The organism is Dyella acidiphila, from assembly GCF_014863405.1.
Classification (GTDB): Bacteria; Pseudomonadota; Gammaproteobacteria; order Xanthomonadales; family Rhodanobacteraceae; genus Dyella_B; species Dyella_B acidiphila.
This window is the reverse complement of record NZ_JACZZA010000007.1, coordinates 115,302-140,100: the sequence shown is the minus strand read 5'-3', so window position 1 is coordinate 140,100 and position 24,799 is coordinate 115,302. Positions and strand designations below refer to the sequence as shown.

General features: G+C 64.3%; 25 protein-coding genes. 7 read left to right on the top strand and 18 right to left on the bottom strand.

Annotated elements, in window-relative coordinates:
- Positions 1 to 66: 66 nt before the first annotated feature.
- Positions 67 to 2,682, top strand: a complete 2,616-nt coding sequence (gene gyrA, locus IGX34_RS12625; RefSeq protein ID WP_192556079.1) for a DNA gyrase subunit A — start codon at positions 67 to 69, stop codon at positions 2,680 to 2,682.
- A gap of 65 nt (positions 2,683 to 2,747) precedes the next feature.
- On the opposite strand, the gene IGX34_RS12620 is transcribed toward gyrA, so the two are convergent.
- On the bottom strand, positions 2,748 to 3,236 hold the full coding sequence (locus IGX34_RS12620) for a peroxiredoxin (RefSeq protein WP_192556078.1): 489 nt from the start codon (positions 3,234 to 3,236) through the stop codon (positions 2,748 to 2,750).
- Between the two features lie 136 nt (positions 3,237 to 3,372).
- Between IGX34_RS12620 and IGX34_RS12615 the strand changes: the two genes are divergently transcribed.
- Both IGX34_RS12615 and IGX34_RS12610 read left to right on the top strand, forming a co-directional pair.
- Positions 3,373 to 3,825, top strand: coding sequence for an Hsp20/alpha crystallin family protein (locus tag IGX34_RS12615; RefSeq protein ID WP_192556077.1), 453 nt, complete (start codon positions 3,373 to 3,375; stop codon positions 3,823 to 3,825).
- Between the two features lie 96 nt (positions 3,826 to 3,921).
- A complete protein-coding gene (locus IGX34_RS12610; protein ID WP_192556076.1) occupies positions 3,922 to 4,824 on the top strand; it encodes a DnaJ C-terminal domain-containing protein in 903 nt (300 codons plus the stop codon).
- Positions 4,825 to 4,894: 70 nt separating this feature from the next.
- Here IGX34_RS12610 and pilH read toward each other — a convergent pair whose 3' ends face one another.
- From pilH to IGX34_RS12570, 8 genes are all read right to left on the bottom strand, one after another.
- The gene (gene pilH / locus IGX34_RS12605) at positions 4,895 to 5,260 is read right to left on the bottom strand and encodes a twitching motility response regulator PilH (protein WP_192556075.1); all 366 of its coding nucleotides are present in this window, start codon (positions 5,258 to 5,260) and stop codon (positions 4,895 to 4,897) included.
- Positions 5,261 to 5,423: 163 nt separating this feature from the next.
- Positions 5,424 to 6,425 (bottom strand): YhdH/YhfP family quinone oxidoreductase, encoded by a 1,002-nt coding sequence (locus IGX34_RS12600; protein ID WP_192556074.1) that lies wholly within the window; start codon positions 6,423 to 6,425, stop codon positions 5,424 to 5,426.
- A 14-nt stretch (positions 6,426 to 6,439) separates the two neighbouring features.
- Positions 6,440 to 7,036, bottom strand: a complete 597-nt coding sequence (locus IGX34_RS12595) for an LOG family protein (RefSeq protein WP_192556073.1) — start codon at positions 7,034 to 7,036, stop codon at positions 6,440 to 6,442.
- Between the two features lie 133 nt (positions 7,037 to 7,169).
- Positions 7,170 to 8,594 (bottom strand): dihydrolipoyl dehydrogenase, encoded by a 1,425-nt coding sequence (gene lpdA / locus IGX34_RS12590; RefSeq protein WP_192556072.1) that lies wholly within the window; start codon positions 8,592 to 8,594, stop codon positions 7,170 to 7,172.
- Positions 8,595 to 8,704: 110 nt separating this feature from the next.
- The gene (gene odhB / locus IGX34_RS12585) at positions 8,705 to 9,898 is read right to left on the bottom strand and encodes a 2-oxoglutarate dehydrogenase complex dihydrolipoyllysine-residue succinyltransferase (protein WP_192556071.1); all 1,194 of its coding nucleotides are present in this window, start codon (positions 9,896 to 9,898) and stop codon (positions 8,705 to 8,707) included.
- A gap of 19 nt (positions 9,899 to 9,917) precedes the next feature.
- Positions 9,918 to 12,767 carry a 2-oxoglutarate dehydrogenase E1 component gene (locus IGX34_RS12580; protein ID WP_192556070.1) on the bottom strand — a complete coding sequence of 950 codons (2,850 nt, stop codon included), beginning with the start codon at positions 12,765 to 12,767 and terminating at the stop codon, positions 9,918 to 9,920.
- 226 nt (positions 12,768 to 12,993) lie between these two features.
- Positions 12,994 to 13,503 (bottom strand): DUF7931 domain-containing protein, encoded by a 510-nt coding sequence (locus IGX34_RS12575; protein WP_192556069.1) that lies wholly within the window; start codon positions 13,501 to 13,503, stop codon positions 12,994 to 12,996.
- Positions 13,500 to 14,711 (bottom strand): cupin domain-containing protein, encoded by a 1,212-nt coding sequence (locus tag IGX34_RS12570; RefSeq protein WP_192556068.1) that lies wholly within the window; start codon positions 14,709 to 14,711, stop codon positions 13,500 to 13,502. The genes IGX34_RS12575 and IGX34_RS12570 overlap by 4 nt, the downstream gene beginning before the upstream one ends.
- A 136-nt stretch (positions 14,712 to 14,847) precedes the next feature.
- Here IGX34_RS12570 and IGX34_RS12565 point away from each other — a divergent pair, with 136 nt between their 5' ends.
- Positions 14,848 to 15,447, top strand: coding sequence for a hypothetical protein (locus tag IGX34_RS12565; protein ID WP_192556067.1), 600 nt, complete (start codon positions 14,848 to 14,850; stop codon positions 15,445 to 15,447).
- 17 nt (positions 15,448 to 15,464) lie between these two features.
- Here IGX34_RS12565 and IGX34_RS12560 read toward each other — a convergent pair whose 3' ends face one another.
- Positions 15,465 to 16,214 carry a sulfite exporter TauE/SafE family protein gene (locus IGX34_RS12560; RefSeq protein WP_192556066.1) on the bottom strand — a complete coding sequence of 250 codons (750 nt, stop codon included), beginning with the start codon at positions 16,212 to 16,214 and terminating at the stop codon, positions 15,465 to 15,467.
- 67 nt (positions 16,215 to 16,281) lie between these two features.
- Positions 16,282 to 17,649 carry an adenylosuccinate lyase gene (gene purB, locus IGX34_RS12555; RefSeq protein ID WP_192556065.1) on the bottom strand — a complete coding sequence of 456 codons (1,368 nt, stop codon included), beginning with the start codon at positions 17,647 to 17,649 and terminating at the stop codon, positions 16,282 to 16,284.
- Between the two features lie 159 nt (positions 17,650 to 17,808).
- On the opposite strand from purB, the gene IGX34_RS12550 reads away from it, so the two are divergent.
- Positions 17,809 to 19,206: a class II fumarate hydratase gene (locus IGX34_RS12550; protein WP_192556064.1), complete on the top strand. Its 1,398-nt coding sequence runs from the start codon at positions 17,809 to 17,811 to the stop codon at positions 19,204 to 19,206.
- 200 nt (positions 19,207 to 19,406) lie between these two features.
- On the opposite strand, the gene IGX34_RS12545 is transcribed toward IGX34_RS12550, so the two are convergent.
- The 7 genes from IGX34_RS12545 to yidC all read right to left on the bottom strand — a co-directional run bounded on the left by IGX34_RS12545 (position 19,407) and on the right by yidC (position 23,991).
- Positions 19,407 to 19,970: a YggN family protein gene (locus IGX34_RS12545; RefSeq protein WP_192556063.1), complete on the bottom strand. Its 564-nt coding sequence runs from the start codon at positions 19,968 to 19,970 to the stop codon at positions 19,407 to 19,409.
- A 34-nt stretch (positions 19,971 to 20,004) separates the two neighbouring features.
- Positions 20,005 to 20,529 carry a hypothetical protein gene (locus IGX34_RS12540; RefSeq protein ID WP_192556062.1) on the bottom strand — a complete coding sequence of 175 codons (525 nt, stop codon included), beginning with the start codon at positions 20,527 to 20,529 and terminating at the stop codon, positions 20,005 to 20,007.
- A 49-nt stretch (positions 20,530 to 20,578) separates the two neighbouring features.
- Positions 20,579 to 21,550 carry an ABC-2 transporter permease gene (locus IGX34_RS12535; RefSeq protein ID WP_192556061.1) on the bottom strand — a complete coding sequence of 324 codons (972 nt, stop codon included), beginning with the start codon at positions 21,548 to 21,550 and terminating at the stop codon, positions 20,579 to 20,581.
- On the bottom strand, positions 21,547 to 22,404 hold the full coding sequence (locus IGX34_RS12530; protein WP_192556060.1) for an ABC transporter ATP-binding protein: 858 nt from the start codon (positions 22,402 to 22,404) through the stop codon (positions 21,547 to 21,549). The genes IGX34_RS12535 and IGX34_RS12530 overlap by 4 nt, the downstream gene beginning before the upstream one ends.
- On the bottom strand, positions 22,401 to 22,775 hold the full coding sequence (locus IGX34_RS12525; protein WP_192556059.1) for a GntR family transcriptional regulator: 375 nt from the start codon (positions 22,773 to 22,775) through the stop codon (positions 22,401 to 22,403). Before IGX34_RS12525 ends, IGX34_RS12530 begins: the two co-directional genes overlap by 4 nt.
- Before the next feature lie 4 nt (positions 22,776 to 22,779).
- Positions 22,780 to 23,100 (bottom strand): hypothetical protein, encoded by a 321-nt coding sequence (locus IGX34_RS12520; protein WP_192556058.1) that lies wholly within the window; start codon positions 23,098 to 23,100, stop codon positions 22,780 to 22,782.
- Positions 23,101 to 23,334: 234 nt separating this feature from the next.
- Positions 23,335 to 23,991 (bottom strand): membrane protein insertase YidC, encoded by a 657-nt coding sequence (gene yidC / locus IGX34_RS12515; protein ID WP_192556057.1) that lies wholly within the window; start codon positions 23,989 to 23,991, stop codon positions 23,335 to 23,337.
- Positions 23,992 to 24,122: 131 nt separating this feature from the next.
- On the opposite strand from yidC, the gene IGX34_RS12510 reads away from it, so the two are divergent.
- Positions 24,123 to 24,425, top strand: coding sequence for a YciI family protein (locus IGX34_RS12510; RefSeq protein WP_192556176.1), 303 nt, complete (start codon positions 24,123 to 24,125; stop codon positions 24,423 to 24,425).
- Entirely contained in the window at positions 24,422 to 24,682 is a 261-nt protein-coding gene (locus IGX34_RS12505) for a BolA family protein (protein WP_192556056.1), read from the top strand. Before IGX34_RS12510 ends, IGX34_RS12505 begins: the two co-directional genes overlap by 4 nt.
- Positions 24,683 to 24,799 lie beyond the last annotated feature (117 nt).

Here is a 24,799-nt window from a genome sequence, read left to right as displayed (position 1 = left end):
CCTTGCGAGCAAGCGCACGAAGCGCCTGCTCCGGGGCTTTTATTTTGTCACCAGGGAAGCCGATTGATGGCAGAGCTCGCCAAAGAAGTCATCCGCGTCAATATCGAAGACGAAATGCGCCAGAGCTACCTCGATTACGCCATGAGCGTGATCGTGGGACGCGCCCTCCCGGACGTTCGTGATGGCTTGAAGCCGGTCCATCGCCGCGTGCTGTTTGCGATGAACGAGCTGAGCAACGCCTGGAACAAGCCGTACAAGAAATCCGCCCGCGTCGTCGGTGACGTGATCGGTAAATACCACCCACACGGCGATGCGTCGGTCTACGACGCCATCGTGCGCATGGCGCAGCCGTTCTCGCTGCGCTACATGCTGGTCGACGGCCAGGGCAACTTCGGTTCGGTCGACGGCGACAACGCCGCCGCCATGCGATACACCGAGGTGCGCATGGCGCGCCTCACGCACGAACTGATGGCGGACATCGACAAGGAAACCGTCGATTTCGGCCCCAACTACGACGAAAGCGAACACGAGCCGCTGGTGCTGCCCACCCGCGTGCCGAACTTGCTGGTGAACGGTTCGGCCGGTATCGCGGTGGGCATGGCCACCAACGTGCCGCCGCACAACCTCAGCGAAGTGATCGCCGCGACGATCGCGCTGATCGACGAGCCGGCGCTCAGCATCGACGAACTGATGCAGCACGTGCCCGGCCCGGATTTCCCCACCGCCGGCATCATCAACGGCGCCGCCGGCATCGTCGAAGCCTATCGCACCGGCCGCGGCCGCATCCTGGTGCGTGCGCGCACCGAGATCGAAACCGAATCCAACGGCCGCGAGACGATCCTCGTCCACGAGCTGCCGTATCAGGTGAACAAGGCGCGGTTGATCGAAAAGATCGCCGAGCTGGTCAAGGAAAAGCGCCTGGAAGGCATTTCCGAGCTGCGTGACGAGTCCGACAAGGACGGCATGCGCATCGTGATCGAGATCCGCCGCGACGCGATGGCCGATGTCGTGCTGAACAACCTGTTCCAGCAGACTCAGTTGCAGGTCACCTTCGGCATCAACATGGTGGCGCTGGTCGATGGCCAGCCGCGCACGCTCAATCTGAAGGAAATCCTCGAGGCGTTTGTCCGCCATCGCCGCGAGGTGGTCACGCGCCGCACGATTTTCGAATTGCGCAAGGCCCGTGCCCGTGCGCACATCCTGGAAGGCCTGACGGTTGCGCTCGCCAACATCGACGAGATGATCGAGCTGATCAAGACCTCGGCGTCGCCGCAGGAAGCGCGCGAGCGCATGCTGGCGCGCAAGTGGGAGCCGGGCATGGTCGGCGCCATGTTGTCGGCCGCGGGCGCGGATGCATCGCGTCCGGAGGACATGGATCCGCGCGATGGCCTCAAGAGCGAGGGTTATCAGCTTTCCGATACGCAGGCGCAGGAAATCCTGGCCATGCGCCTGCACCGCCTTACCGGCCTGGAGCAGGAAAAGCTTTCCGACGAATATCGCGAAATCCTGGAAACCATCCGCGGCCTGATCCAGATCCTGGAAGATCCGGCGCGCCTGCTGGCGGTGATTCGCGAAGAGCTGGAAGTGGTCAAGGCCGAATTCGGCGATGCACGCCGCACCGAGATCCAGCATTCGCAGGAAGATCTCAACGTGCTGGACCTGATCGCGCCGGAAGACGTGGTCGTTACGCTGTCGCATGCCGGCTATGTGAAGCGGCAGCCGGCCAACATCTATCGCGCGCAGCGCCGCGGCGGTAAGGGCCGTTCGGCATCGGCACTGAAGGAAGAGGATTTCGTCGAGCAGTTGTGGGTGGTCAACACGCACGACACGCTGCTTACGTTCACCAGCACCGGCCGCGTGTATTGGCTGAAGGTGTATCAGATGCCCGAGGCTGGTCCGAATGCTCGCGGCAAGCCGATGGTGAACCTGTTGCCGCTGGGCGAGGGCGAAAAGGTGCAGGCGGTGTTGCCGGTGCACGAATACAGCGAAGACCGCTTCGTGTTCTTCGCCACCGCGCAGGGCACGGTCAAGAAGACGCCGCTGACGGAATTCGCGTTCCAGCTGCAGAAGGGCAAGATCGCGATCAACCTCGACGAAGGCGATGCGCTGGTCGGGGTTGAACTCACCGATGGCAATAGCGACGTGCTGCTGTTTGCCTCCAACGGCAAGGTCGTGCGTTTCGATGAAGGCGAAGTGCGCTCGATGGGCCGTACCGCTACCGGCGTGCGCGGCATGAAGCTCGCCGACGAGGCCAAGGTGGTATCGCTGATTGTGGCGTCGGAAGGCGACGTTCTTACCGCAACCGAACGCGGCTACGGCAAGCGCACCCAGCTCGATGAGTTCCCGAAGAAGGGACGCGGTACGCAAGGCGTGATCGGCATTCAGTGCTCCGAGCGCAACGGCTCCCTGGTGGCGGCGGCGCAGGTAACCGAGGCGCATGAAGTGATGCTGATCTCCAACCAGGGCACCCTGGTACGTACGCGTGTTACCGAGATCTCGCAGCTTGGCCGCAATACGCAGGGCGTGACCTTGATCCGCCTGCCGACGGAGGAAACGCTGGTCAGCGTGGTGCGCCTGGACGCGGACGACAGCAACGGCGAGGAAGCCGAGCCCGTCGATGGCCAGACACCGCCGGAGCAGCCGGGCGATGCGGTGGCAGAAACGCCGCCCAGCGCCGAGTAATCACCTCGCGTGGATGACAACAAAGCCCCGGCCTGCCGGGGCTTTGTTTTTTGCAGTGCCGGCGATCAGGCGTCGACGGCAGCAAGCATCGTTTCGGCGGTGGTGACGCGCAGCTCGCCGGGGCTCTCCAAATTGAGCAGCTTCACTACGCCGTTTTCCGCGTACAGCGCAAAACGGCGTGCACGCATGCCCATGCCATAAGCCGTGCCGTCCATCTGCAGACCCAGCGCGCTGGTGAAGGCGCCGTTCCCATCGGCCAGCAGCTTGAAGCCAGGTGGCACCTGCTGCGATGCGGCCCATGCCTGCATCACATAAGCATCGTTGACGGCCATGCAATACAGCTTGATGCCGCGCGCCTGGAACTCGTGGAAGTGTTTTACATAGCCCGGCATATGGCGTTCCGAACAGGTCGGCGTAAACGCGCCCGGCACCGCAAACAGCACCGATTTGCCCTCCGCAAAGAGCGCTGCGGTGGAACTGCGCTGGACTTCCGCTCCGGTCTCGACGACGGTGATCTCGATATCGGGCAGGGGCTGTCCAATCTGGATGGTCATGGGCTACTCGCTGAAAGTAAGGCAACGGCAGGCATGCTAATGCGGCAGGGGACGCTTGTCGCCTTGAAATGAGCGGCCGCGGAACTATCTAGCTGTCAAGCGGTGAATGCACCGCAACCACTTCGAGGTAACAACCATGGCTCTGAGCCGCAACGCCATCTGGGGCACCAACGGTGCTCTTCCGTCCGATATTCGCCACGCGCTGGATCGCTTTTTCCTGCATGAGGAGGCCGATGCTTCCCAGCTCGCCGGCTCGCGCTGGGCGCCGCGCGTCGATATCAAGGAAGAGGATCAGCGCTTCCTGATTTTCGTGGATGTCCCCGGTGTCGATCCTGCTTCGATCGAAATCAGCATGGAAAAGGGCATGCTTTCGATCAAGGGCGAGCGCAGCGTGGAAAAGAGCGAGCAGAACAGCCGCTACACGCGCGTGGAGCGTGCCCATGGCAACTTCCATCGTCGCTTTACGCTGCCCGATAGTGCCGACGCCGACAACATCAGCGCCAACGGCAAGCATGGCGTGCTGGAAATCGTGATTCCCAAGAAGGCGCAAACCGCACCGCGCCGTATCACCATCAACACCGCGCAATAACACCGCAGATTGTTTGATGTTGCGGAGTTGGCCCGCCACGGACGATGATCCGTGGCGGGCTGCTTGTGTTGTGCCGATTGATGCCGGGGAGTGGCAGTGGAATTCAAAGATTATTACGACACCTTGGGCGTGAAGCCCGATGCCAGCGAGGCCGATATCAAGTCGGCTTATCGCAAGCTGGCGCGCAAATATCATCCGGACAAGAACAAAGACGCCGGCGCCGAGGACAAATTCAAGGCGATCAACGAAGCCAATGAAGTGCTGCGCGATACTGAAAAGCGCCGTGCCTACGACCAGCTGCGTGCGGGCGGCTACCGCCCCGGCGAGCAGTTCCGGCCGCCGCCGAACTGGGGGCAGGGCCAGGGCTATGACTTCGGAGAAGCGGGTGAGGGCGATTTCAGCGACTTTTTCGAAAGCCTGTTCGGCCGTGCCGGCGGCGGCGCGAGGCAGGGTGCACCGCGCCCTCGGCGGGGCCGCGATGTGCAGGCGCACGTGGAAATCGATCTGCAGACCGCCTTCGACGGTGGCCGTACGCGCCTGAGCCTGGACGACGGCAGCGGCAAGGAGCGGCTGCTGGAAGTGAAGATCCCCGCCGGGATCCAGCCGGGCAAGGTCATCCGCCTGAGCGGCCAGGGCCAGCCGGGCGGTGCGGGTGGGCCGAGCGGCGATCTGTTGCTGGAAGTGGGTATCCGCGAGGACGCACGCTTCAAGCTGGATGGGCGCAACGTGCTGCACGTGCTGCCGATCAGTCCCTGGGAAGCGGCGCTGGGCGCCACGGTGCCGGTGCCTACATTGGCCGGCGCGGTGGACTTGCGGATTCCGGCTGGATCCCAGTCCGGACGCAAGCTGCGCCTCAAGGGGCGCGGAATGCCGGGTGCCACGCCGGGGGATCAACTGGTGGAAATCTCGATCCGCGTGCCGCTGGCCGAAAACGAGGCCCAGCGCGGCGCTTACGAGGCCCTGCGTTCCCAGTTCGCCCACTACGACCCGCGCAGCTGAACTTGTTCCTGTGGCCGGACATGCAAACGGCGCCGCAAGGCGCCGTTTTGCTTGGGCGGCCCGGCCGCTGTCAGGCGGGCAGCAGTTCTTTCAGTACCGCCACCAGTTCCTCTTCTTTGATCGGCTTGGTGACGTAGGCCTTGGCGCCCTGACGGATGCCCCAGACCTTGTCGGTCTCCTGATCCTTGGTGGTCACCAGCACGATCGGGATGGTGGCGGTGTCCGGATCCTTGCTGATGGTGCGGGTGGCCTGGAAACCGTTGAGGTTCGGCATGACCACGTCCATCAGGATCAGATCGGGCTTTTCGCGCTTGGCGGCTTCGACGCCGGCGGCACCGTCTTCGGCAGTCACTGTCTCATGGCCGAGCTTTTCGACAATGCGCTTGATACCGAGCAGCTGCGACGGCGAATCGTCGACAATCAGGATGCGTGCCATAAGGTGGAAATCCCCTTGTTGTTTCGTCAATTCTAACAGGATGTTGGGGAAGTGCTTTCCTGCACCAACCCCGTCAGCCGGATCAGGTACTTGCCGCGCCTGACCTGCAGCAGCCTTTCCATAGGCGGCAGCTTGCGTCCAAGTTTAAACGCGCTTGGCCGCGTCAAACGTTGCCGATGCGCACAATGGTACGGCCGAATGAATCGCCTGCGAGCATCCGTTCGAACACCTCGGGCAACTGCTCCAGCGTCACTTCCCGGGTGGCAATTCGATCCAGGTGACGAGGCTTCCAGTCGCTGGCCAGATGTTGCCACACCTGATCGCGCTGGTCGCGGGCGGTGCCGGCCGAGGCAATGCCAAGCAGGCTGACGCCGCGGATGATGAACGGCAGTACGGTGCTGTCCAGGTCGACGCCGCCGGCATTGCCGCAGACGGCGGCATTGCCGTACGGCACGATCAATGGCAGCAGGCCGGCGAGCATGGCGCCGCCGACATTGTCGAGCGCGCCGCCGAAGCGTGCCGAATCCATCGGCTTGCCGCTGAAGGTGAGCTGGTGGCGGTCGATGCATTCGGCCGCGCCGATGCCGCGCAGGAATTCGAATTCGCCAGTCTTGCCGCTGATCGCGTGGACCTGATAGCCGGCGCGGCTGAAGATATCGATGGCCAGCATGCCCACGCCGCCGCTGGCGCCGGTGACTGCGATCGGGCCGAGCGCCGGGGTCTGGCGATTGTCTTCCATGCGCAGCAGGGCCAGCGCGGCGGTGAAGCCGGCGGTGCCCAGGATCATGCTTTCGCGCAGGCTCAGTCCCTCTGGCAGATGCACGGCCCACTGCGCCGCCAGGCGGATGTATTCGCCGTAGCCGCCATCGCGCGTTTCGGACAGGCCGCTGCCGGTACACAGCACCGCATCGCCCTCCTTGAAGCGCGGATCGGTGGAGGCCGCCACGATGCCGGCGGCGTCGATGCCGCCGTTGAGCGGGTACTGGCGCAGGATCTTGCCCTTGCCGGTACCAGCCAGCGCATCTTTGTAGTTCACCGAGGAATAGGCCACTTTCACCAGCACTTCGCCCGCGCTGAGCGCATCGGTGCCGATGGTTTCGATGCCGCCACGGTAACCGGCGGCATCGTTGTGGATACGGAAGGCGCGGAAATCGGTAGAGATCATGGCTGTGCGCTCGCTCAGGCTTCGACGCTGCGGCTATCGATCCACTTGGGTGTATAGCCGCCCTGGTATTGGGCCATCCAGTCGAACATCTGCTGCATGTCGTCGCCGAACCAGATGCTGGCCCGTTGCTCGGTGCGCACGAAGGCTTCGTCGACCATGTGATCCATCATCGTGCGCAGATGCGAGTAGTAGCCGCGTACATTGAGAAACGCACAGGGATACTGATGCAGCCCGAGCTGGGCCCAGGTGAGCATCTCGAACATTTCGTCCATGGTGCCGAAGCCGCCGGGCAGGGCGACGAAGGCATCGGAAAGCTCGAACATGCGCGTCTTGCGCTGATGCATGGTTTCCACCACGTGCATCTCGCTCAGGCCGGGATGCGCCACTTCGCGCTCGACCAGCTGGCGCGGGATCACGCCGACCACCTTGCCGCCGGCTGCCAGCACGGCATCGGCCACGGTACCCATCAGGCCGACTTTGCCGCCGCCGTAGACCAGCGTGATGCCGCGGCGGGCCAGTTCGGTGCCGAAGGCGCGTGCGCTTTCCACGTATTGGGGGTGTTTGCCGGAGCTGGAGCCGCAGTAGACGCAGAGGGCGGTGGGTTGGGGCATGGGGTGGGCTCGGTGGGGGCGTAAGGGGTAGAGCTAAGAAGAGCGCGTTATTGATGTGTTGTTTTCGGGGGCCGAAAACAACAAGCCCGCCCATGTCGCCACGAGCGGGCTGTTGATCATGCAGGCATGAAGCTTAGTTGCCCTTGTGGATCGCGCGCTTGTCGACCGACAGCGCCGCTTCGTGCACGGCTTCCGACAGCGTCGGATGGGCGTGGACGATGCGTGCCAGGTCTTCGGCGGAGCCCTTGAACTCCATCGCCACCACCGCTTCGGCGATCAGCTCGGACACGCCCGGGCCGACCATGTGCACGCCGAGCAGGCGGTCGGTTTCGGCATGGGCGAGCACCTTCACCTGGCCGATCGCCTCGTTCATCGCCACGGCGCGGCCGATGGCGGCGAACGGGAAGGTGCCGATCTTGTACGGAATGCCGGCGTCCTTCAGTTCTTTCTCGGTCTTGCCGGCCCAGGCGATTTCCGGTTCGGTGTAGATCACCCACGGCACGGTGTCGAGATTGATGTGACCGGCCTTGCCGGCGATCCACTCGGCCACCGCCACGCCTTCTTCGGAACCCTTGTGCGCGAGCATCGGGCCACGCACGGCGTCGCCGATCGCCCACACGCCATCGACGCCGGTGTGGTTGTGCTCGTCGACCACGATGCGGCCGCGCTCGTCCAGCTTCACGCCGGTATCGCCGGCCAGCAGGCCGTCGGTGTAGGCGCGGCGGCCCACGGCCACCAGCAGCTTGTCGACGGTGAGTTCGTGGGCGCCGTCCTTGTCTTCATAGGTGAGCGCGACTTCGTTCTTTTTCACCTCGGCCTTGGTCAGCTTGGCGCCGAGCTTGATGGCCAGGCCCTGCTTCTCGAATTCCTTCTTGGCGATCTTGGCCACGTCCTGGTCGGCCACCGCGAGGAAGTCCGGCAGCGCTTCGAGGATGGTCACCTCGGCGCCCAGGCGGTTCCACACGCTGCCCAGTTCCAGGCCGATCACGCCGGCACCGATCACACCCAGGCGCTTGGGCACTTCGTTGATGTCCAGCGCACCGGCGTTGTCGATGATGTACTTGCCGTCGAACTTGGCGAACGGCAGCTCGATCGGCACCGAGCCCGAAGCCAGGATCACGTTGGTGGCGCTGATGGTCTGCTTGCTGCCGTCATTGCCGGTGATCTCGACGTTGTTGCCTTTCAGCAGCTTGCCCTTGCCGAAGAACGGCGTGACCTTGTTGGCCTTGAACAACTGGCCGATGCCGCCGGTGAACTGCTTGACGATCTTGTCTTTGCGGCCGATGAAGGTGGCCATGTCCACCTTGGCGTTCTCGACGCTGATGCCGTGCGCCGGCAGGTTGTGCGCAAGGTTGAAGTACTGCTTGGAGGAATCGAGCAGCGCCTTGGACGGGATGCAGCCCACGTTGAGGCAGGTACCGCCGAGCGCCTGCTTGCCGTCCTTGCCGACGAAGGCATCCACGCAGGCGGTCTTCAGGCCGAGCTGCGCGGCGCGGATGGCGGCCACATATCCGGCAGGGCCGGCGCCGATGACGATGACGTCGAATTTGTCGCTCATGATTCGCGTTTCCTGGGGAGCGGAGCGCCGTATATGGCGGCGCACGAGGGATTTCGAAAGGGCTGCGGCGACGGCGGCGTGCGCTGCACGCCGCCGTCAGCGCCGGGCGATTACATGCCCAGCAGCATGCGCTGCGGATTTTCCAGCTGGTTCTTGATATCGACCAGGAACAGCACCGCGTCCTTGCCGTCGATGATGCGGTGGTCGTAGCTGATCGCCAGGTACATCATCGGCGCGGCAATCACCTGGCCGTTCTCGACGATTGCACGCTCCTTGATGGTGTGCATGCCCAGGATCGCGCTCTGCGGCGGGTTCACGATCGGAGTGGACAGCAGCGAACCGAAGGTGCCGCCGTTGGTGATGGTGAAGGTGCCGCCCTGCAGATCATCCAGGCCGAGCTTGCCTTCGCGCGCCTTCTTGGCGTAGTTGACGATGCCTTTTTCGATATCGGCGAAGCTCATGTTCTGCGCGTCGCGCAGCACCGGCGTTACCAGGCCCTTGTCGGTGGACACGGCGATCGAGATGTCCTGGTAGCCGTGATAGATGATGTCGTTGCCGTCGACCGAGGCATTGATGATCGGATGGCGCTTGAGCGCTTCGGTGGCGGCCTTCACGAAGAAGCTCATGAAGCCCAGCTTCACGCCGTTGGCCTTTTCGAACTGTTCGCCCAGCGTCTTGCGCATCTTGCTGACTTCGGCAAGGTTCACTTCGTTGAACGAGGTGAGCATCGCGATCGAATTCTTCGACTGCATCAGGCGCTCGGCGATGCGCGTGCGGATGCGCGTCATCGGCACGCGCTCTTCCGGACGCGAACCCGGCGTCGGCGCCACGGCCGGCGCTGCAGCGGCGGGAGCGCCGCCCTTGCCGTAGTTGACCAGGTCTTCCTTGGTGACGCGGCCGTCGCGGCCGGTGCCGGCAACCTTGGAGGCGTCGATGTTCTGCTCGGTGGCCACGCGCAGGCCGGCCGGGGACAGGTCGGCGGTGCCGGCCGCGGCAGCCTTCGGTGCGGCGGCAGCCGGAGCGGGAGCGGGCGCAGCGGCGGCGGGAGCCGGGGCCGGCGCGGCTGCGCCTTCCTCGATCACAGCGATCACCTGCTGGCTGTTGACGGTGTCGCCGGTCTGGAACTTGATTTCCTTCAGCACGCCGTCGACCGGGGCCGGCACTTCCAGCACGACCTTGTCGGTTTCCAGGTCGACCAGGTTCTCGTCGCGCTTCACCGCTTCACCGGCTTTCTTGTGCCAGGTGGCGATGGTGGCGTCGGAGACGGACTCGGGCAGAACGGGGACTTTGACTTCGGTGGACATGGTATGGGTGATCCTGTGGTTATTCTGCTGAGTGATCCGGGCCGATCGGCGCGACCAGCGCCTGTTCAACCAGTGCCGCCTGTTCGGCGAGGTGATCGTTGAGGTGGCCTGCTGCCGGTGCCGGCGAGCGGGCGCGGCCGGCGTACGAGAGGCTCTGCTTGCTGCCGACGCAGGCCTGCAGGTGGTGGCGGATCTGGAACCAGGCGCCCTGGTTCATCGGCTCTTCCTGGCACCACACCACTTCCTTGGCGGAAGGATATTTCTCCAGCTCGGCCATCACCTCCGGGCGCGGGAACGGATACAACTGCTCCACGCGCACCACGGCCACATCGTTGACACCGCGCTTTTCGGCCTCTTCGAGCAGGTCGTAATAAACCTTGCCTGCGCACAGCACCATGCGCTTGACCTTCTTGGCCTGCAGCTCGCGATGCTCGCCGATCACCAGCTGGAAGCTGCCGTTGGCCAGGTCGTCCAGCGTCGACACCGCCAGTTTGTGGCGCAGCAGCGACTTGGGCGTCATCACGATCAGCGGCTTGCGCACCGGGCGCAGCATCTGGCGGCGGATCATGTGGAAATCCTGCGCCGGCGTGGTGGGCACGCAGACCTGCATGTTTTCCAGCGCGCACAGCTGCAGGAAGCGCTCCAGGCGCGCGGAGGAGTGCTCCGGACCCTGGCCTTCGTAGCCGTGCGGCAGATACAGCGCCAGCCCACACAGGCGATCCCACTTGGCTTCGCCGGAGCTGATGAACTGGTCGATCACCACCTGCGCGCCGTTGGCGAAGTCGCCGAACTGGCCTTCCCAGATGTTGAGCGTATGCGGATCGGTAGTGGCGTGGCCGTATTCGAAGGCCATCACCGCTTCTTCGCTGAGCAGCGAGTCGATCACTTCGACCGTGGCGTCGCCGCGCAGCGTGGCCAGTGGCATGAAGGTGTGGCCGTCCTTCTGGTCATGCAGCACGGCATGGCGATGGAAGAAGGTGCCGCGGCCCGAGTCCTGGCCGACCATGCGCAGGTTGTAGCCTTCGTCGATCAAGGTGGCGTAGGCCAGGTTTTCGGCAAAGCCCCAGTCGCCCGACTGTTCGCCGCTGGCCATCTTGCGGCGGTCGTCGTAGATCTTGGAAACGCGCGACTGCAGGGTGAGATCGCTGGGCAGATCCAGGATGCGGTTGGCCAGTTCGACCAGCTTGGCCTTGGCCACGCCGGTGTTGGCCGGGGTGGACAATTTCTTGCCGATGAACTGGCTCCAGTCCACTTCCACGTCCTTGGTCAGCGACGGGTGCAGGTCGGTCATCGACGCGCCGGTTTCCAGGCGGTCGCGGTAAGCGTCGAACTGCTTCTGCGCATCGCCGTCGGCGAGCATGCCTTCCTTCACCAGCTGCTGCGCGTAGAGGTCGCGCGCGGTGGGACGCTTGCGGATGATCTGGTACATCACCGGCTGGGTGGCGGCCGGCTCGTCGGCTTCGTTGTGACCGTGGCGGCGGTAGCAGACCAGGTCGATCACGACATCTTTGCGGAACTGCTTGCGGAATTCGTAAGCCAGGCGGGTGACCTGGATCACCGCTTCCGGGTCGTCGCCGTTCACATGGAACACCGGCGCGTTGACCATCTTGGCCAGGTCGGTGCAGTACAGGGTGGAGCGGGCGTCCTGCGGGTTGGAGGTGGTGAAGCCCACCTGGTTGTTCACCACGATGTGCAGGGTGCCGCCGATGCGGAAACCGCGGGCCTGCGACATGTTGAACAGTTCCATGTTCACGCCCTGGCCGGCCAGCGCGGCGTCGCCATGGATCAGCACGGCCAGCGACTGGGTGCGCTCATGGTCGCGGCGGCGGATCTGGCGCGCATGCACCGAACCGGCCACCACCGGATTGACGATTTCCAGATGCGAGGGGTTGAACGCCAGCGCCACGTGCACGCCGCCCTTGGGCGTGCGCACGTCGGCGGAGAAGCCCATGTGGTACTTCACGTCGCCGGAGTGGGCCGGGTCGTCCTCGGCGGCGTGCTCGAACTTGCCTTCGAATTCGTTGAACAGGGTCTTCGGCGGCTTGCCGAGGATGTTCACCAGCACGTTGAGGCGGCCGCGATGGGCCATGCCGATGACCAGGTCCTTGATGCCGTTGTCGCCCGCGGCGCGGACTACGTCGTCCATCATCGGGATCAGGCTGTCGCCGCCTTCCAGCGAGAAGCGCTTCTGGCCGACATACTTGGTATGCAGGTAGCGCTCCAGACCTTCGGCCGCGGTGAGGCCGTCGAGCACGCGCTGCTTGCCGGCCTTGTCCAGGGCGGCGGAGCCGTTGGCCTGCTCCAGGCGCGAGTAGATCCAGTTGCGCTGCGTGTGGTCGGAGATGTGCATGAACTCCGTGCCGACCGTATTGGTGTACACGCGCTTGAGGCGCGAGAACAGCTCGCGCAGCTTCATGCGCTGGCCGCCGCCGGCAAAGTTGCCGCAGTCGAATTCGGTGTCGAGGTCGGCGTCGGTCAGGCCGTGGAAGGCCAGGCCCAGGTCCGGCGCTTCCATCTTCAGCGCCAGGCCGAGCGGATCGAGGTCTGCGGCGAGGTGGCCGCGCGAACGGTAGGCGGTGAGCAGGCGCAGCACGCCGGCCTGCTTGCGCGCGTGCTCGTCGCTCCCCGGCATTACCGTGGCGCCGTTGCCCGGACGCTGCTTCTGCGCAGCCTCTATACGCGCAATGGCCGCGGAATGGGGCACATCCCCAGACTCGCGGCCCTTGAAAGACTTGAAGTACGTATTCCACTCGGCAGGCACCGATTCGGGATCGGCCAGCCAGGTTTCATACAAGGATTCAACATAATCGGCGTTGCCGCCTGCGAGTTGCGAGGATTCGGAAAACTCGCGGATCAAGTTTGTGCTCACGTCACCACCGGCAGGGAAGGGAGTCCTCAGCGACCCGCCCGTGGGTGGCGGTTTCGCTGGCGAAAAATCCTGTTAATTATAGCCTGGGGCTGCTGCGACGCGGCAAGTTGACCGGCAACTTTTGTCAAGCTGCCTGCCGCTGGTGGACAAGTACGAATGCTGTTGCAGCAAGGGTTTGCCGCCGATCGCCGGAGCATCCCGCAGGCGCTGCTGTTCAGCGGCGGGTTTACAAGCCCAGTGGCTGCAGTTGGGTCGCCGGCACGGCACGCTGCCAAATCTGCTCGAATTGCAGCAACAGCGGCGCCTGCCCGGGACCGTCGTGCAGGGCGGCACGTCCCAGCGGACGTGCGGCGTCGGGCAGGAACAGATAGCCCTGGGTGTCGTTGAGCAGCCAGGCGCTGGTGTCGATGGATTCGGCGGTGTCTTCCTCGGCCGGGGCACGGATCTGGAACACGCTGGGCAGGCGCTGCGCCAGGTCGATCAGGCGATGGCCCATGCGCAGGGCCGCCAGCGGATCGCCGAGCAGCAGGCGGATTTCCGCCCCGCGCCCGGTGGTGGCGATGCGGCGCAGCTCGCCGAGCTCGGCGGCCTCGCCCAGCACATCGGCGGTCAGAACCGGTAGGTGGATGGCCAGTTTGTAGCGAACAGCGGCAAGCACCTGCAGCCGTGCGGATGCCACTTGCTCGCCGCCGTCCACGGCGACGGCGCCAGTCTCCGGCAGCGCCGCCGCATTCATGCGCGCCGCCCGCGCAATTTGCGCGCAATCAGGTGGCCGTCGTTGACCAGCGCGAGCAGCAGGTCGCGTTCGACGCCGGCTGGCGGCCGGGGCAGCTCGAGAATGCGTTGCCCGCATAGCCGGGCGGCCAGTTCGGCGGTGGCCGGATAGGCCTGGCCATTGGCGAACAGCGTGCAATGCGCGCGCTGTTGCGTCCAGGCCAGGCGCGACCACGGATGGCGCAACAAGGAGGCGCCGCCGGCCAGTTGTTTCAGCAGGGCAGCCTCGGTGACCGGCTTGGCCGGAGCCAGCGGCGTCTGCGCACTGCGGTAGCGAGTGATGAAGCGGCCGAACCAGTCGGCCAGGCTGGCGTCGTCCAGGCCGGCGGCGAGCGGCACTGCCTGGCGGGCTCGCTGCAGGGCGGCCTTGTCGATTTCGCCCGGGCGCCGGGCAGGCGCCAGGTCGGGATCGGTGTAGCGCTGGTCTTCGGACAAGTGTTCGGCCAGATAGTCGGCCAGATCGCCCACCAGTTCGCCCTGCGAGGGCGCGCGCATGCCGACCGAGTACGTCATGCAGGGACCGCCGAACGCCACGCCATCGTGCGGAACGCCAGGCGGCAGGTACAGCATGTCGCCCGGTTCCAGCAGCCATTCGTGGGTGGGTTCGAATTGCTTGAGCTGCTTGAGCTCCACATCGTCGCGGAAATCCCTCGGCGCCTGCGGATCGGTGCTGATCGCCCAATGGCGCTGGCCGAGGCCTTGCAGCAGGAACACATCGTATTGATCGACGTGCGCACCCACGCCGCCGCCCGGCTCGGCGTAGGAGATCATCACGTCGTCCACGCGCCAGCTCGGCAGGAAGCTGAAATGATCGAGCAGGGCGGCGACATCCATGTCCCACTTGTCGACGTCCTGCACCAGCAGGGTCCAGTTCGCATCGCCGGTCTTGGCGAAATCGCCTTCGCTCAGGGGCCCGGATTTCACGCGCCAGCGTTCGCGCGCTTCATCGTGCTGGATCAGGCGCGACAGCGCGTTTTCCTCGCAGGCCAGGCCGGCGAGGTCTTCCGGCGCAACCGGCGATTGAAAATCGGCGAAGGCATTGCGGATCAGCAGCGGGCGCTTCTGCCAGTAGTCGCGCAGAAACTGGGCGGCGGTCATGCCCAGCGGCAGCCTGGAGGTACCGCGCACTTCGATCGGCAGCGGCTTGCGGGAGGAGGAGGCGAGAGTCATGGGGTGGCATTGTAGGCAATCCGTCCGCCGATAAGCGCCGGGGACCGATCGATGCAGCCCATCCGGCACATGTCTCGCCGAAGGTGGCGACCGATTCTGTGCCACGCCCTGTGCCGGGCGACCACGGGAGGAGAGCATGGCTGCGCGAAACGCTGCACCGAAGTTCCTCGTAGCACTGATCGTCGGACTGCTGTGCCTGACCGGCATCGCGGCGGCCAGTGACAGCACGGCCGATCCCAATGCCGTGATGACCGGCCCGCAACGCGACGGCGCCCACGATTTCGATTTCCTGATCGGCGACTGGAAGGCGCATGTGCGACGCCTGCCGGATCGCCTGGTCGGCGCGCACGACTGGGTGGAATACGACGGTATTTCCAATCACCACAAACTGTTCGATACCAACGCCAATGTCGAGCAGTTCGAGGTGACCAGCACCGACAAGACCCAGCATCTGCGCGCACAGACCCTGCGCATGTACAACCCGCACACGCACCAGTGGATCATCTACGGTTTCGATGCCGACAACGGCGAGCTCGATCCGGCCGCGCCGGTGGTGGGCGAGTTTCACGGCAACCGCGGCGAGTTCTACAACCGCATCAGCTGGAACGGGCGCGTGGTGCTGGTGCGCTGGATGTGGCAGAACGTTTCGCCACATGCGGCGCATATGGAGCAGTCGTTTTCCGCCGATGGTGGCCGCAACTGGGAAGTGAACTGGATCTGCGATCTGACGCGCTGAGACCTGCCCGCACCGGCTCAGCGTAGCAGCCGGTAGAAGTTGTACAGGCCCAGCGCCAGCACGGTGAGGCCGGCCATCAGCGTGGTGACGCGCGCCGGCAGCCGGCGTACCAGCCATGCGCCGAACGGCGCCGCGATCACGCCGCCCAGGATCAGGCCCAGTACCACATGCAATTTGCTTTCGCCGATGCTGAGCAGAAAGGTGATGCTGGCGGCAAGGCTCACAATGCATTTGGCCAGGTGCACGCTGCCGATCACCATGCGCGGTTCCTGCCCGCGCGCCACCATGGTGGTGACGGTGAGCGCGCTCCAGCCGCCGCCGCCGGCCGCGTCGAGCAGCCCCGCGATAAAGCCGAGCACGCCGGTGCCGCGCGGCACATCCTCCCGCCGCTCTTTGCGGCGAGTGCTGCGAAACAGCAGGAACAGGCCCATGAACAGCAGGTACGGCGTAAGGAAATAGCGGATCCATGCCGGCGGCAGATGTGCCAGCAAGGTGGCGCCGATCACCGCGCCGATCACGCCGGGAATCGCCAGCACCCAGAACAGGCGCTTCTGCACATTGCCGGCCCACCAATGGCTGAGGCCGGATGCGCCGCAGGTGAAGGTCTCTGCGTAATGCACGCTGGCGCTGGCCAGTGCCGGCGGCATGCCCATGCCCAGCAACATGCCGGCCGAGGTTACGCCGTATGCCATGCCCAGCGCGCCGTCCACCAACTGGGCCAGCGCACCGATGCCGGTGAAAATGAAAAATTCGGAAAGCGGCGACATGAGGCTCGTTCGAACGAGGCAGTGGGCATCATGACAAATGCCGCACTGCTTTGTCCGGTTCAGCCGATCAGATCGCCTTGGCCAGGTCGGCCGCAAGGCCCGTATACGTACCTGGCGTGAGTTCGAGCAAACGCTGCTTGGCTTGCGCCGGCAACGCCAGGCCGTCGATGAACTGCCGCATCGAATCGCGTGTGATGCCCTGGCCGCGCGTCAGCGCCTTCAACTGCTCGTAAGGCTCGGGCAGGCCATAGCGGCGCATCACCGTCTGCACCGCTTCGGCCAGCACTTCCCAGCTGGCGTCGAGGTCGGCGGCGAGGCGATCGGCATTCACATTGAGCTTGCCCAAACCCTTCTGTAGCGATTCCAGCGCCACCAGCGTGTGACCGAAGGCGGTGCCCAGCGCACGCAGCACGGTGGAATCGGTGAGATCGCGCTGCCAGCGACTGATCGGCAGCTTCTCGGCGAAATGGCCGAGCAGGGCATTGGCAAGGCCGAAATTGCCTTCGGCGTTTTCGAAGTCGATCGGATTCACCTTGTGCGGCATGGTGGAGGAACCCACTTCGCCCGCCTTCAAGGCCTGCTTGAAGTAGCCCAGCGAGATGTAACCCCACACGTCGCGCGCCAGATCGATCAGGATGGTGTTGGCGCGGCGGATGGCATCGCAATATTCCGCGCCCCCGTCATGCGGCTCGATCTGGGTGGTGTACGGGTTGTAGTCCAGGCCCAGGCTGGTGACGAAGCGCTGCGAAAACGCGCGCCAGTCCACTTCCGGATAGGCGATCGCATGCGCGTTGTAATTGCCGACCGCGCCATTGATCTTGCCCGGCACTTCCAGCGCGGCCAGCTGCTTGCGCTGGCGTTCCAGGCGCGCGATCACATTGGCCAGTTCCTTGCCCAGCGTGCTGGGCGAGGCGGTCTGGCCGTGCGTGCGCGACAGCATCGGCAGTTCGGCATTGGCATGCGCCAGCTGCCGCAGCGTGCCGCCGATCTTGTCCAGCCACGGCAGCAGCACATCGGCGCGCGCATCGCGCAGCATCAGCGCATAGGAGAGGTTGTTGATGTCTTCGCTGGTGCAGGCGAAATGCACGAACTCCTTGGCCTGGGCCAGCGTTTCATCGTTGCCGATGCGTTCCTTGATGAAATATTCCACCGCTTTCACATCGTGATTGGTGGTGGCCTCGATGGCCTTGATGCGGGTGCCGTCCTCGACGCTGAAATCGGAGGCGATCGCCTTCAGCGTGGCGATCTGCGCCGGTGTGAAGGGCGGCAGCTCGGCGATGCCGGCCTCGGCGGCCAGGGCCAGCAGCCATTCGATTTCCACGTGCACGCGCCGGTGCATCAGGCCGAACTCGCTGAAGATGGGGCGCAGCGCCTCGGTCTTGCTGGCGTATCGGCCGTCCAGCGGGGACAGGGCGGTAAGGGCGTGGGTGGACATCGGGCAGCTTCCGGGGGATCAGAACCCGGCATTTTACATTGCTGCGCGGTTTGCGTCGGCGGGCCTATAGTCGGCCGGCAGAGCGGCCTTGTGATGTACGCGCCGGCTCCGCATCTGAGCTGACATTCCCACGCGTTTTCCCCAGCACGAGGCACAGCCATGAGCAGCGGTTTCCGGATCGAGCACGACAGCATGGGCGAATTGAAGGTGCCCGCCGATGCCCTCTATGGCGCGCAGACCCAGCGCGCGATCGATAATTTTCCCATCTCTGGCCTGCATTTGCCGCGCGCCTTCATCCGTGCGCTGGGCCTGATCAAGGCTGCCGCCGCCGACGCCAACCTTGCCCTTGGGCATTTGAAAAAGACCCAGGCGAGCGCGATCCGCAAGGCCGCGCTCGCGGTGGCCGAGGGAGAGTTCGACGCCCAGTTCCCGATCGACGTATTCCAGACCGGCTCGGGGACCAGCACCAATATGAATGCCAATGAGGTGATTGCGCACCTCGCCGCCAAGGCGGGCGCCAAGATCCATCCGAACGATCACGTCAATTACGGGCAGAGCTCCAATGACGTGATTCCCACCACCATCCACGTCAGCGCGACTTTGACGGCGCACGAACAGCTGCTGCCGGCGCTCAAGCATCTCAAGCGCAGCATCGATCGCCGGGCGCGCGAGCTGCGCAATGTGCCCAAGACCGGGCGCACGCACTTGATGGATGCGATGCCGGTGACGTTCGGGCAGGAGCTGTCCGGCTGGTCGGCGCAGATCGAATCGGCGATCGAGCGCATCCAGGACAGCCTGCGGCGCATGCGCCAGTTGCCCCTGGGCGGCACAGCAGTAGGCACCGGTATCAACGCCGATCCGAAGTTCGGCGCCAGCGTGGCGCGCGAGTTGAAAAAGCTTACCGGTGTGCGCTTCGACTCGGCCGCCAATTATTTCGAAGGCATGGCCGCGCAGGATGCGGCGGTCGAACTTTCCGGCCAGCTCAAGGCGCTGGCGGTGGGCTTGATGAAGATCGCCAACGACCTGCGCTGGATGAACTCCGGTCCGCTGGCCGGCATCGGCGAAATCGAATTGCCGGCACTGCAGCCGGGCTCGTCGATCATGCCCGGCAAGGTCAATCCGGTGATTCCCGAAGCCACGGCGATGGTGGCGGCGCAGGTGATCGGCAACGATGCGGCGATTACCGTGGCGGGACAGTCGGGCAATTTCCAACTCAATGTGATGCTGCCGCTGATTGCCTACAACCTGCTGCAGTCGATCCATATTTTGGCCAATGTGTCGCGCCTGCTGGCCGACAAGGCAATTGCCGGCTTCCGCGTCAACACCGCGCGGGTGGACCAGGCGCTGGCGATGAATCCGATCTTGGTTACCGCCCTGAATCCGGTGATCGGCTACGAGAAGGGCGCGAAGATCGCCAAGCAGGCTTACAAGGAACAGCGCCCGATCATGGATGTGGCCCTGGAGCAGTCGGGTTTATCGAAGGACGCGCTGAAGAAGCTGCTTGATCCGCGCGCGCTGACCAAGGGTGGGATTCATGGCGGCGGTGGCGGCGGTTGAGGCGTTGCTGCACTACCGACACCAACCGCAGCTAACCTCGCCATCATCCCGCTGCAAGCCTAAAACCGTCATCCCGGCGAAGGCCGGGACCTAGTGGCTTTATGTGGTGAGCTGGGTCCCGGCCTTCGCCGGGATGACGGTTTTGGGGGTGACGGATAACGCAGCAGCAGCGACCATGTCGAAGCGTTCAAACGCCCCACTTAGTTAACGTGGATGCCGTTCTTGCAGTCGTTGACGTCGTCGTTGCTGACGATATGTCCATAGGGCTGGAAGGCCGGAAGTTGCGTGACCAGCTGATCCTGGGCGCTCTGGATGCCGCCCAGATCGTTGCAGAGTTTCAGCGCGGCCAGTTTCACCTGCTGGGCCTTGGCTTCGACCTGCTGTTTGATTTGCCCTGAATTGCCGCCGGACAAGCTGCTGACCACGCTTTGCAGCGCTTGCTTGCCGACGGCGGCGCCGGCCTTGCCGGTGTCGATGCCGTCGGTTTCTACCGTCATCGCGTGCTGGTAATACGACTTCAGCAATTCACGCACCGCCGGGTCGACCGTTACCGCCTGCTGGTCGATCCGCAGATCGCCATCGGCATCGATGATGGCATCTGGCGCGTGGGATGCGCGCAGCGTGATCTGGCCATCACCGGTGCGGATGCTGCCGTGGAAAAGGTGGATGCCAGCACCGAAATCGATCGAATGGCCGCTGTCGTGATTGCAGGCCGCAAGCAGGCCGCATAAGGCTAAAGTTCCGAACAGGCGTGCATGATTCATGGCGAGACTCTCTGCTTATCCCTGAAAGAGCGGGTTAATCCTTGTCGTCGTCGGCGCAGCTCTTTACTTCATGCTGGTCGAAGATGCCGGCGTAAGGCTTGAAGTCGGCCAGCTGCGCACCGAGCTGATCCTGCACCGCCTTGATGTTCGCTTCGTCCTGGCACATTTTCTGCGCCAGCGTCTTGATCTGATCGCTGCCGGCCTGGGCGTCTTTGTCCTGCTCGGCTTCCGACTTGCCCTGCATCTTGTCCTTCAACGCCCTGCCACCCATCTTGGCGCCGATCTTGCCCATCTCGCGGCCGGTGTGATTGACGTCGTGCACGTTCTGGTAATACAGCATCAGCAGGCCCCGTTGCGCAGCGTCGACGCTGACCACCTTGTCGCCGACCTGCAGGTCGCCCGAGGCATTGATCACCGCGTCGGGCGCGTCCTTTATATGCAGGCTGACCAGGTCGTTGCCGTATGTAACAGCGCCATTGGCCATGGTGGTCTGCGGAACGTTGCAGCCGCTGGCGGCAACGCAAAGTGCAAACAGCAGGGCAGTGCGGCAGTACTTCATGATGTATTCCCCTATCCGATCATGTGTGCCAGGCGGCGAGTGTGTCGCGTCAGCTGTCGTCGCGCCAGCGGCGGAACCAGGTCGCCCCGGCCAGCATGGCCACGCCGACGGCGGCGCCGATCCAGATATTGGGCTTGGCCAGCACGCTGTAGGAGTTGGACAGGCTGAGGAAATCGATGACTGCGTGCGGATCGTGGTCGATATGCACCAGCTCTGCGTTCTGCAGCCAGCCGCCGGGGAAGACACTGAACAGCACGCGGACCAGTACTTCGCGCCAATACCAGTCGGCCCTCAGCTCGAGCACGCCCAGCAGATGGAACCAGCCCAGCACCACACCTACCGCCACCGGGATCACCACCGCCCACAGGAACGGCTTGCTCCTGGCCCAGGACGAGCACAGCATCAGCCAGCCAACCGTGGGCAGCGACCACAACATATACACCGGCAGCGAGCCGAGCATGAAGCCGATCACGTGGAACGGATGCGCCAGGGTCAGCAGCGACCACACGCCAACACCATGCAAGGACAGCGTGATGGCGAACAGCAGCAGCATCGCAAAACCCGTGAGCACGCCGCATACGATGGCGATGAACGGTGCGGCTACCGACGCGGCGATGACTTTGGACAGCACCGTCTGCGTGTTCGAAATCGGCAGCGACTTCCAGAACAGAATGCTGCGGTCGCGGCGGTCGTCATACAGCGCGCCCAGGCAGTAGAAAAACACTACGAAGCAGAACACCACGCTGATCAGGAAACTGGCCGACATCATGGCGACATCCAGTCCCTGGCCAACCAAATCCATCTGGTGCGCATCGAGCGAGTGGACCATATCGCTCAGCTTCATGCTGTCGCTGGAGCCGAAGGCGCCGAAAAAGTTGTTGCGCGCCCCGGTGACTTCCGCCACCACGATGCCCATCAGGTTAAGCAGCAAAAATACGCCGCTGGTAATCACCGGTGCCCAGAAAAAGCCGCCGCGGTGCTCCCAGAATTCGCGCTTGATCAACCAGTACACGGTTTTCATGCGTAGGTCCCCTTCATGGTGGCGACGAACAGATCGCTGACCGACGGGCGGCGTATTTCGCCGAGCGCCTGCAGCCGAGCGTGATCGACGCCGTCGAACAGAAAGATGCTCTTGCCGAACACCTGGCGTTCGTCCAATGGATTGAGTTGGCGCGCCGTGGCGGCCATGTCGGCGCTCACCATCACTTCGGCGAAGCGTTCGCCGACCGCTTCCATGTCGGTATCCAGCACGATCTTGCCATCGCGGATGAACATCAGGTCAGTGAGGATGTGCTCGATCTCTTCCACCTGGTGCGTGGTGACGATGATCGTCTTGTTGTCGTCGAAATACTCTTCCAGCAGGCTCTGGTAGAACTGCTTGCGGTAGAGGATGTCCAGGCCCAGCGTGGGTTCGTCCAGCACCAGCACGCGGGCGTCGATGGCCATCACCAGCGCCAGGTGCAACTGCACGATCATGCCCTTGGACATCTGCCGCACGCGCTGGTCGGGCGTGAGCTTGGTGCGGGCCAGGAACGCCTCGCACTTGGCGCGGTTGAAGCGCGGATGCACGTTGGCGACGAAGTCGACCGCTTCGCGTACCCGCAGCCAGCGCGGCAGCACGGCGACGTCGGCGATAAAGCACATCTGTTCCATCAGCTTGTCGCGCTGGGTGCGCGGATCCAGGCCAAGTACGTTCAACTGGCCCTGGAAATCGGTCAGCCCCAGGATGGCCTTCAGCACCGTGGTCTTGCCGGCACCGTTCGGGCCGATCAGTCCGACGATGCGGCCGGGCTGGATGGTGAAGCTGACGTTATCCAGCGCAAGCGTATTGTTGTAGTGCTTGCTCAGGCCGCTGGCGGTGACGACGGCATTCATGAGTGGTTCTCCGAATCCTGCGGCGCTTCGCGCAGCAGTGTTTTCAGATCCAGGCCCAGGCGCTGCAGGCGGGCATACAGCGCCGGCCATTCCTCGCGCAGGAACCGCTCGCGTTCTGACTTGAGCAGCGCCTCGCGTGCTCCATCGGTGACAAACATGCCCAGCCCCCTCCTTTTTTCCACAAGTTGATCGTCGACCAGTTCCTGGTACGCCTTGGACACGGTGAGCGGATTGATTTGGAAATCCGCCGCTACCTGGCGCACTGACGGCAGCGGGTCGCCCTCGTTCAAGGCGCCGTCCAGGATCATCGCCACTACGCGTTCGCGGAGCTGGCGATAGATCGGGACGCTGTCGTTCCAGGTGATGGACATGGATTTATTCCTTGCTGATGCCGGCGATCTTGGTGGAGCCAAACGAATAGTAGGGCATGGCCAGTTGTGCACTGAGCAGGCTGGCGGCGCTTTCGGTGGTCTGTGCGACCGGCGCGTTGACCAGGGTCAGGCTGGCGGTGGTGAGCAGGGCGGCGGCGCGTTCGTCTTCCGCGGTGGGGCGCACCTGGACCGGCGCCAGCTCGATGACCTTCAGGCCATTGATCTCGGCGGCGGGTGCCCGGGGGGTGTTCGGGCTCAGGGCGACCAGGCTGACTGCGGTAAACAGAACCGCGGCGGTGATGGCGATCGGGTTCGGTGCTTTCATGACGGCTCTCCTTAGTGATGTCGTGGACCGGTGTTGTAGTGAACTATAACACCATGCCGGAAACTGTCAACAATGAAGTGGCTATGACTGATGGCCTAGATGCCGGCCGGAAGCCAGGAACCGCATTCGGACGCGGTTTCCGGCCCTGCAATAGCCTGCGCCGCCGGTGTCATGGGCCGGCAGCGGCGGCTGTCAGGCATCGCTTCTGACAGGTATCAGGCGGGAGAGGAGGGCTTATCGCCGGGGCGGGGCGGGATGGCGGCGGCTGCGGGCAATGCGCCGGCGCAGCAGGGCCGATTGCAGTACGCCGACGGTTCCGGCGCCGGCCCAGTAAAGACCGAGGCCGGCACTCAGATGCCAGGTCACCAGGAACACCAGTGCCACCGGCAGCCAGTGCAGCAGGGTCCGCGCCTGCTCCGACATCGACGGCTGCAGCCACATCGCCACACAGGTCAGCAGGGTGGCGAGCAGGGCCAGCCACAGATCGGGACGGGCCAGCTTGCCGATCCACAGAAAGCTGCCGGCGCCGCTTACGCCCTGGCGGACCGCCGCATAGATGCCGGCTCCAAGCGGTGCCTGCACGATCGCCGCAAGCATGCCGCTGCCCAGACCGCCGCCAATGCCATGCTGCTTGTAGACGCCCTGCAGCGCGCTGGCATAAGCCGCGGGATCCTTGGCGTGGCGCTCGCGCAGGCGTTCAAGCTCGGGTTTGAGCTTCTGCAAGGCGTTCTGGCGATGCCAGGCCTGCTCCGCGGCATGCAAGGTGATGGGCAGCAACAGCAGCCGCACCACCATCGCCATGATCAGGATAGCCAGGCCGTAACTACCGTCCAGCCACTGCGCCAGTTGCGTCAGCAGCCCCGACAATCCGTTCACGAACATCGACCACATGGCAGCGTTCCCCTTGCATCATGTTGTGTTCCGGCGACATGGGCCTGTGCGATGGCGATTCAAGATCATCGCCTGCGTAGCGGCGCAGTCGGCTAAAATCGCCGATTGCCATCCGGGAGCACGACATGACGATGTGGTACGCCATCATTGGCACCGATCAACCCGATTCGCTCGATCGCCGCATGGCGGCGCGTGGCGCGCACCTGGCCCGGCTGGAAGCCCTGCAAGGGCAGGGCCGGTTGTTGCTGGCCGGCCCTTTCCCGGCCATCGATGCCGAGCAGCCCGGCCCGGCCGGCTTCACCGGCAGCCTGATCGTGGCCCAGTTCGCGTCGCTGGCCGAGGCCGAGCAGTGGGCCAAGGCCGATCCCTACGTGGAGGCCGATGTCTACGCCAACGTCAGCGTGAAGCCGTTCCGCAAGGTGCTGCCGGCATGACGGCAGCGATGGTCGAGGAGATCCGCAAGCGCCTCGCCGAGGCCCTGCATCCGGTCGAACTCGAGGTGCTCGACGAAGGCTACAAGCACGCCGGCCACGCCAACGAGGGCAAGGGCCATTTCCACGTGCGCATCGTCAGCGCCGAATTTGCCGGCGCCCTGCCGATCAAGCGGCACCGGCTGGTCTACGCCGCCCTGGGCGAGCTGATGGATAACGGCATCCACGCCCTTTCCATCGACGCCAAGGCGCCGGGTTGAGCCAAATCAATCACTTGAGCCACGTTCGCCACGCCGGTCAATGCCGTCCATGCATTGCGGCGCTGTCCTACGTTTGGCACAGTGACCCGTCGCCTGCCATCGCGGGCCATCCCTTTC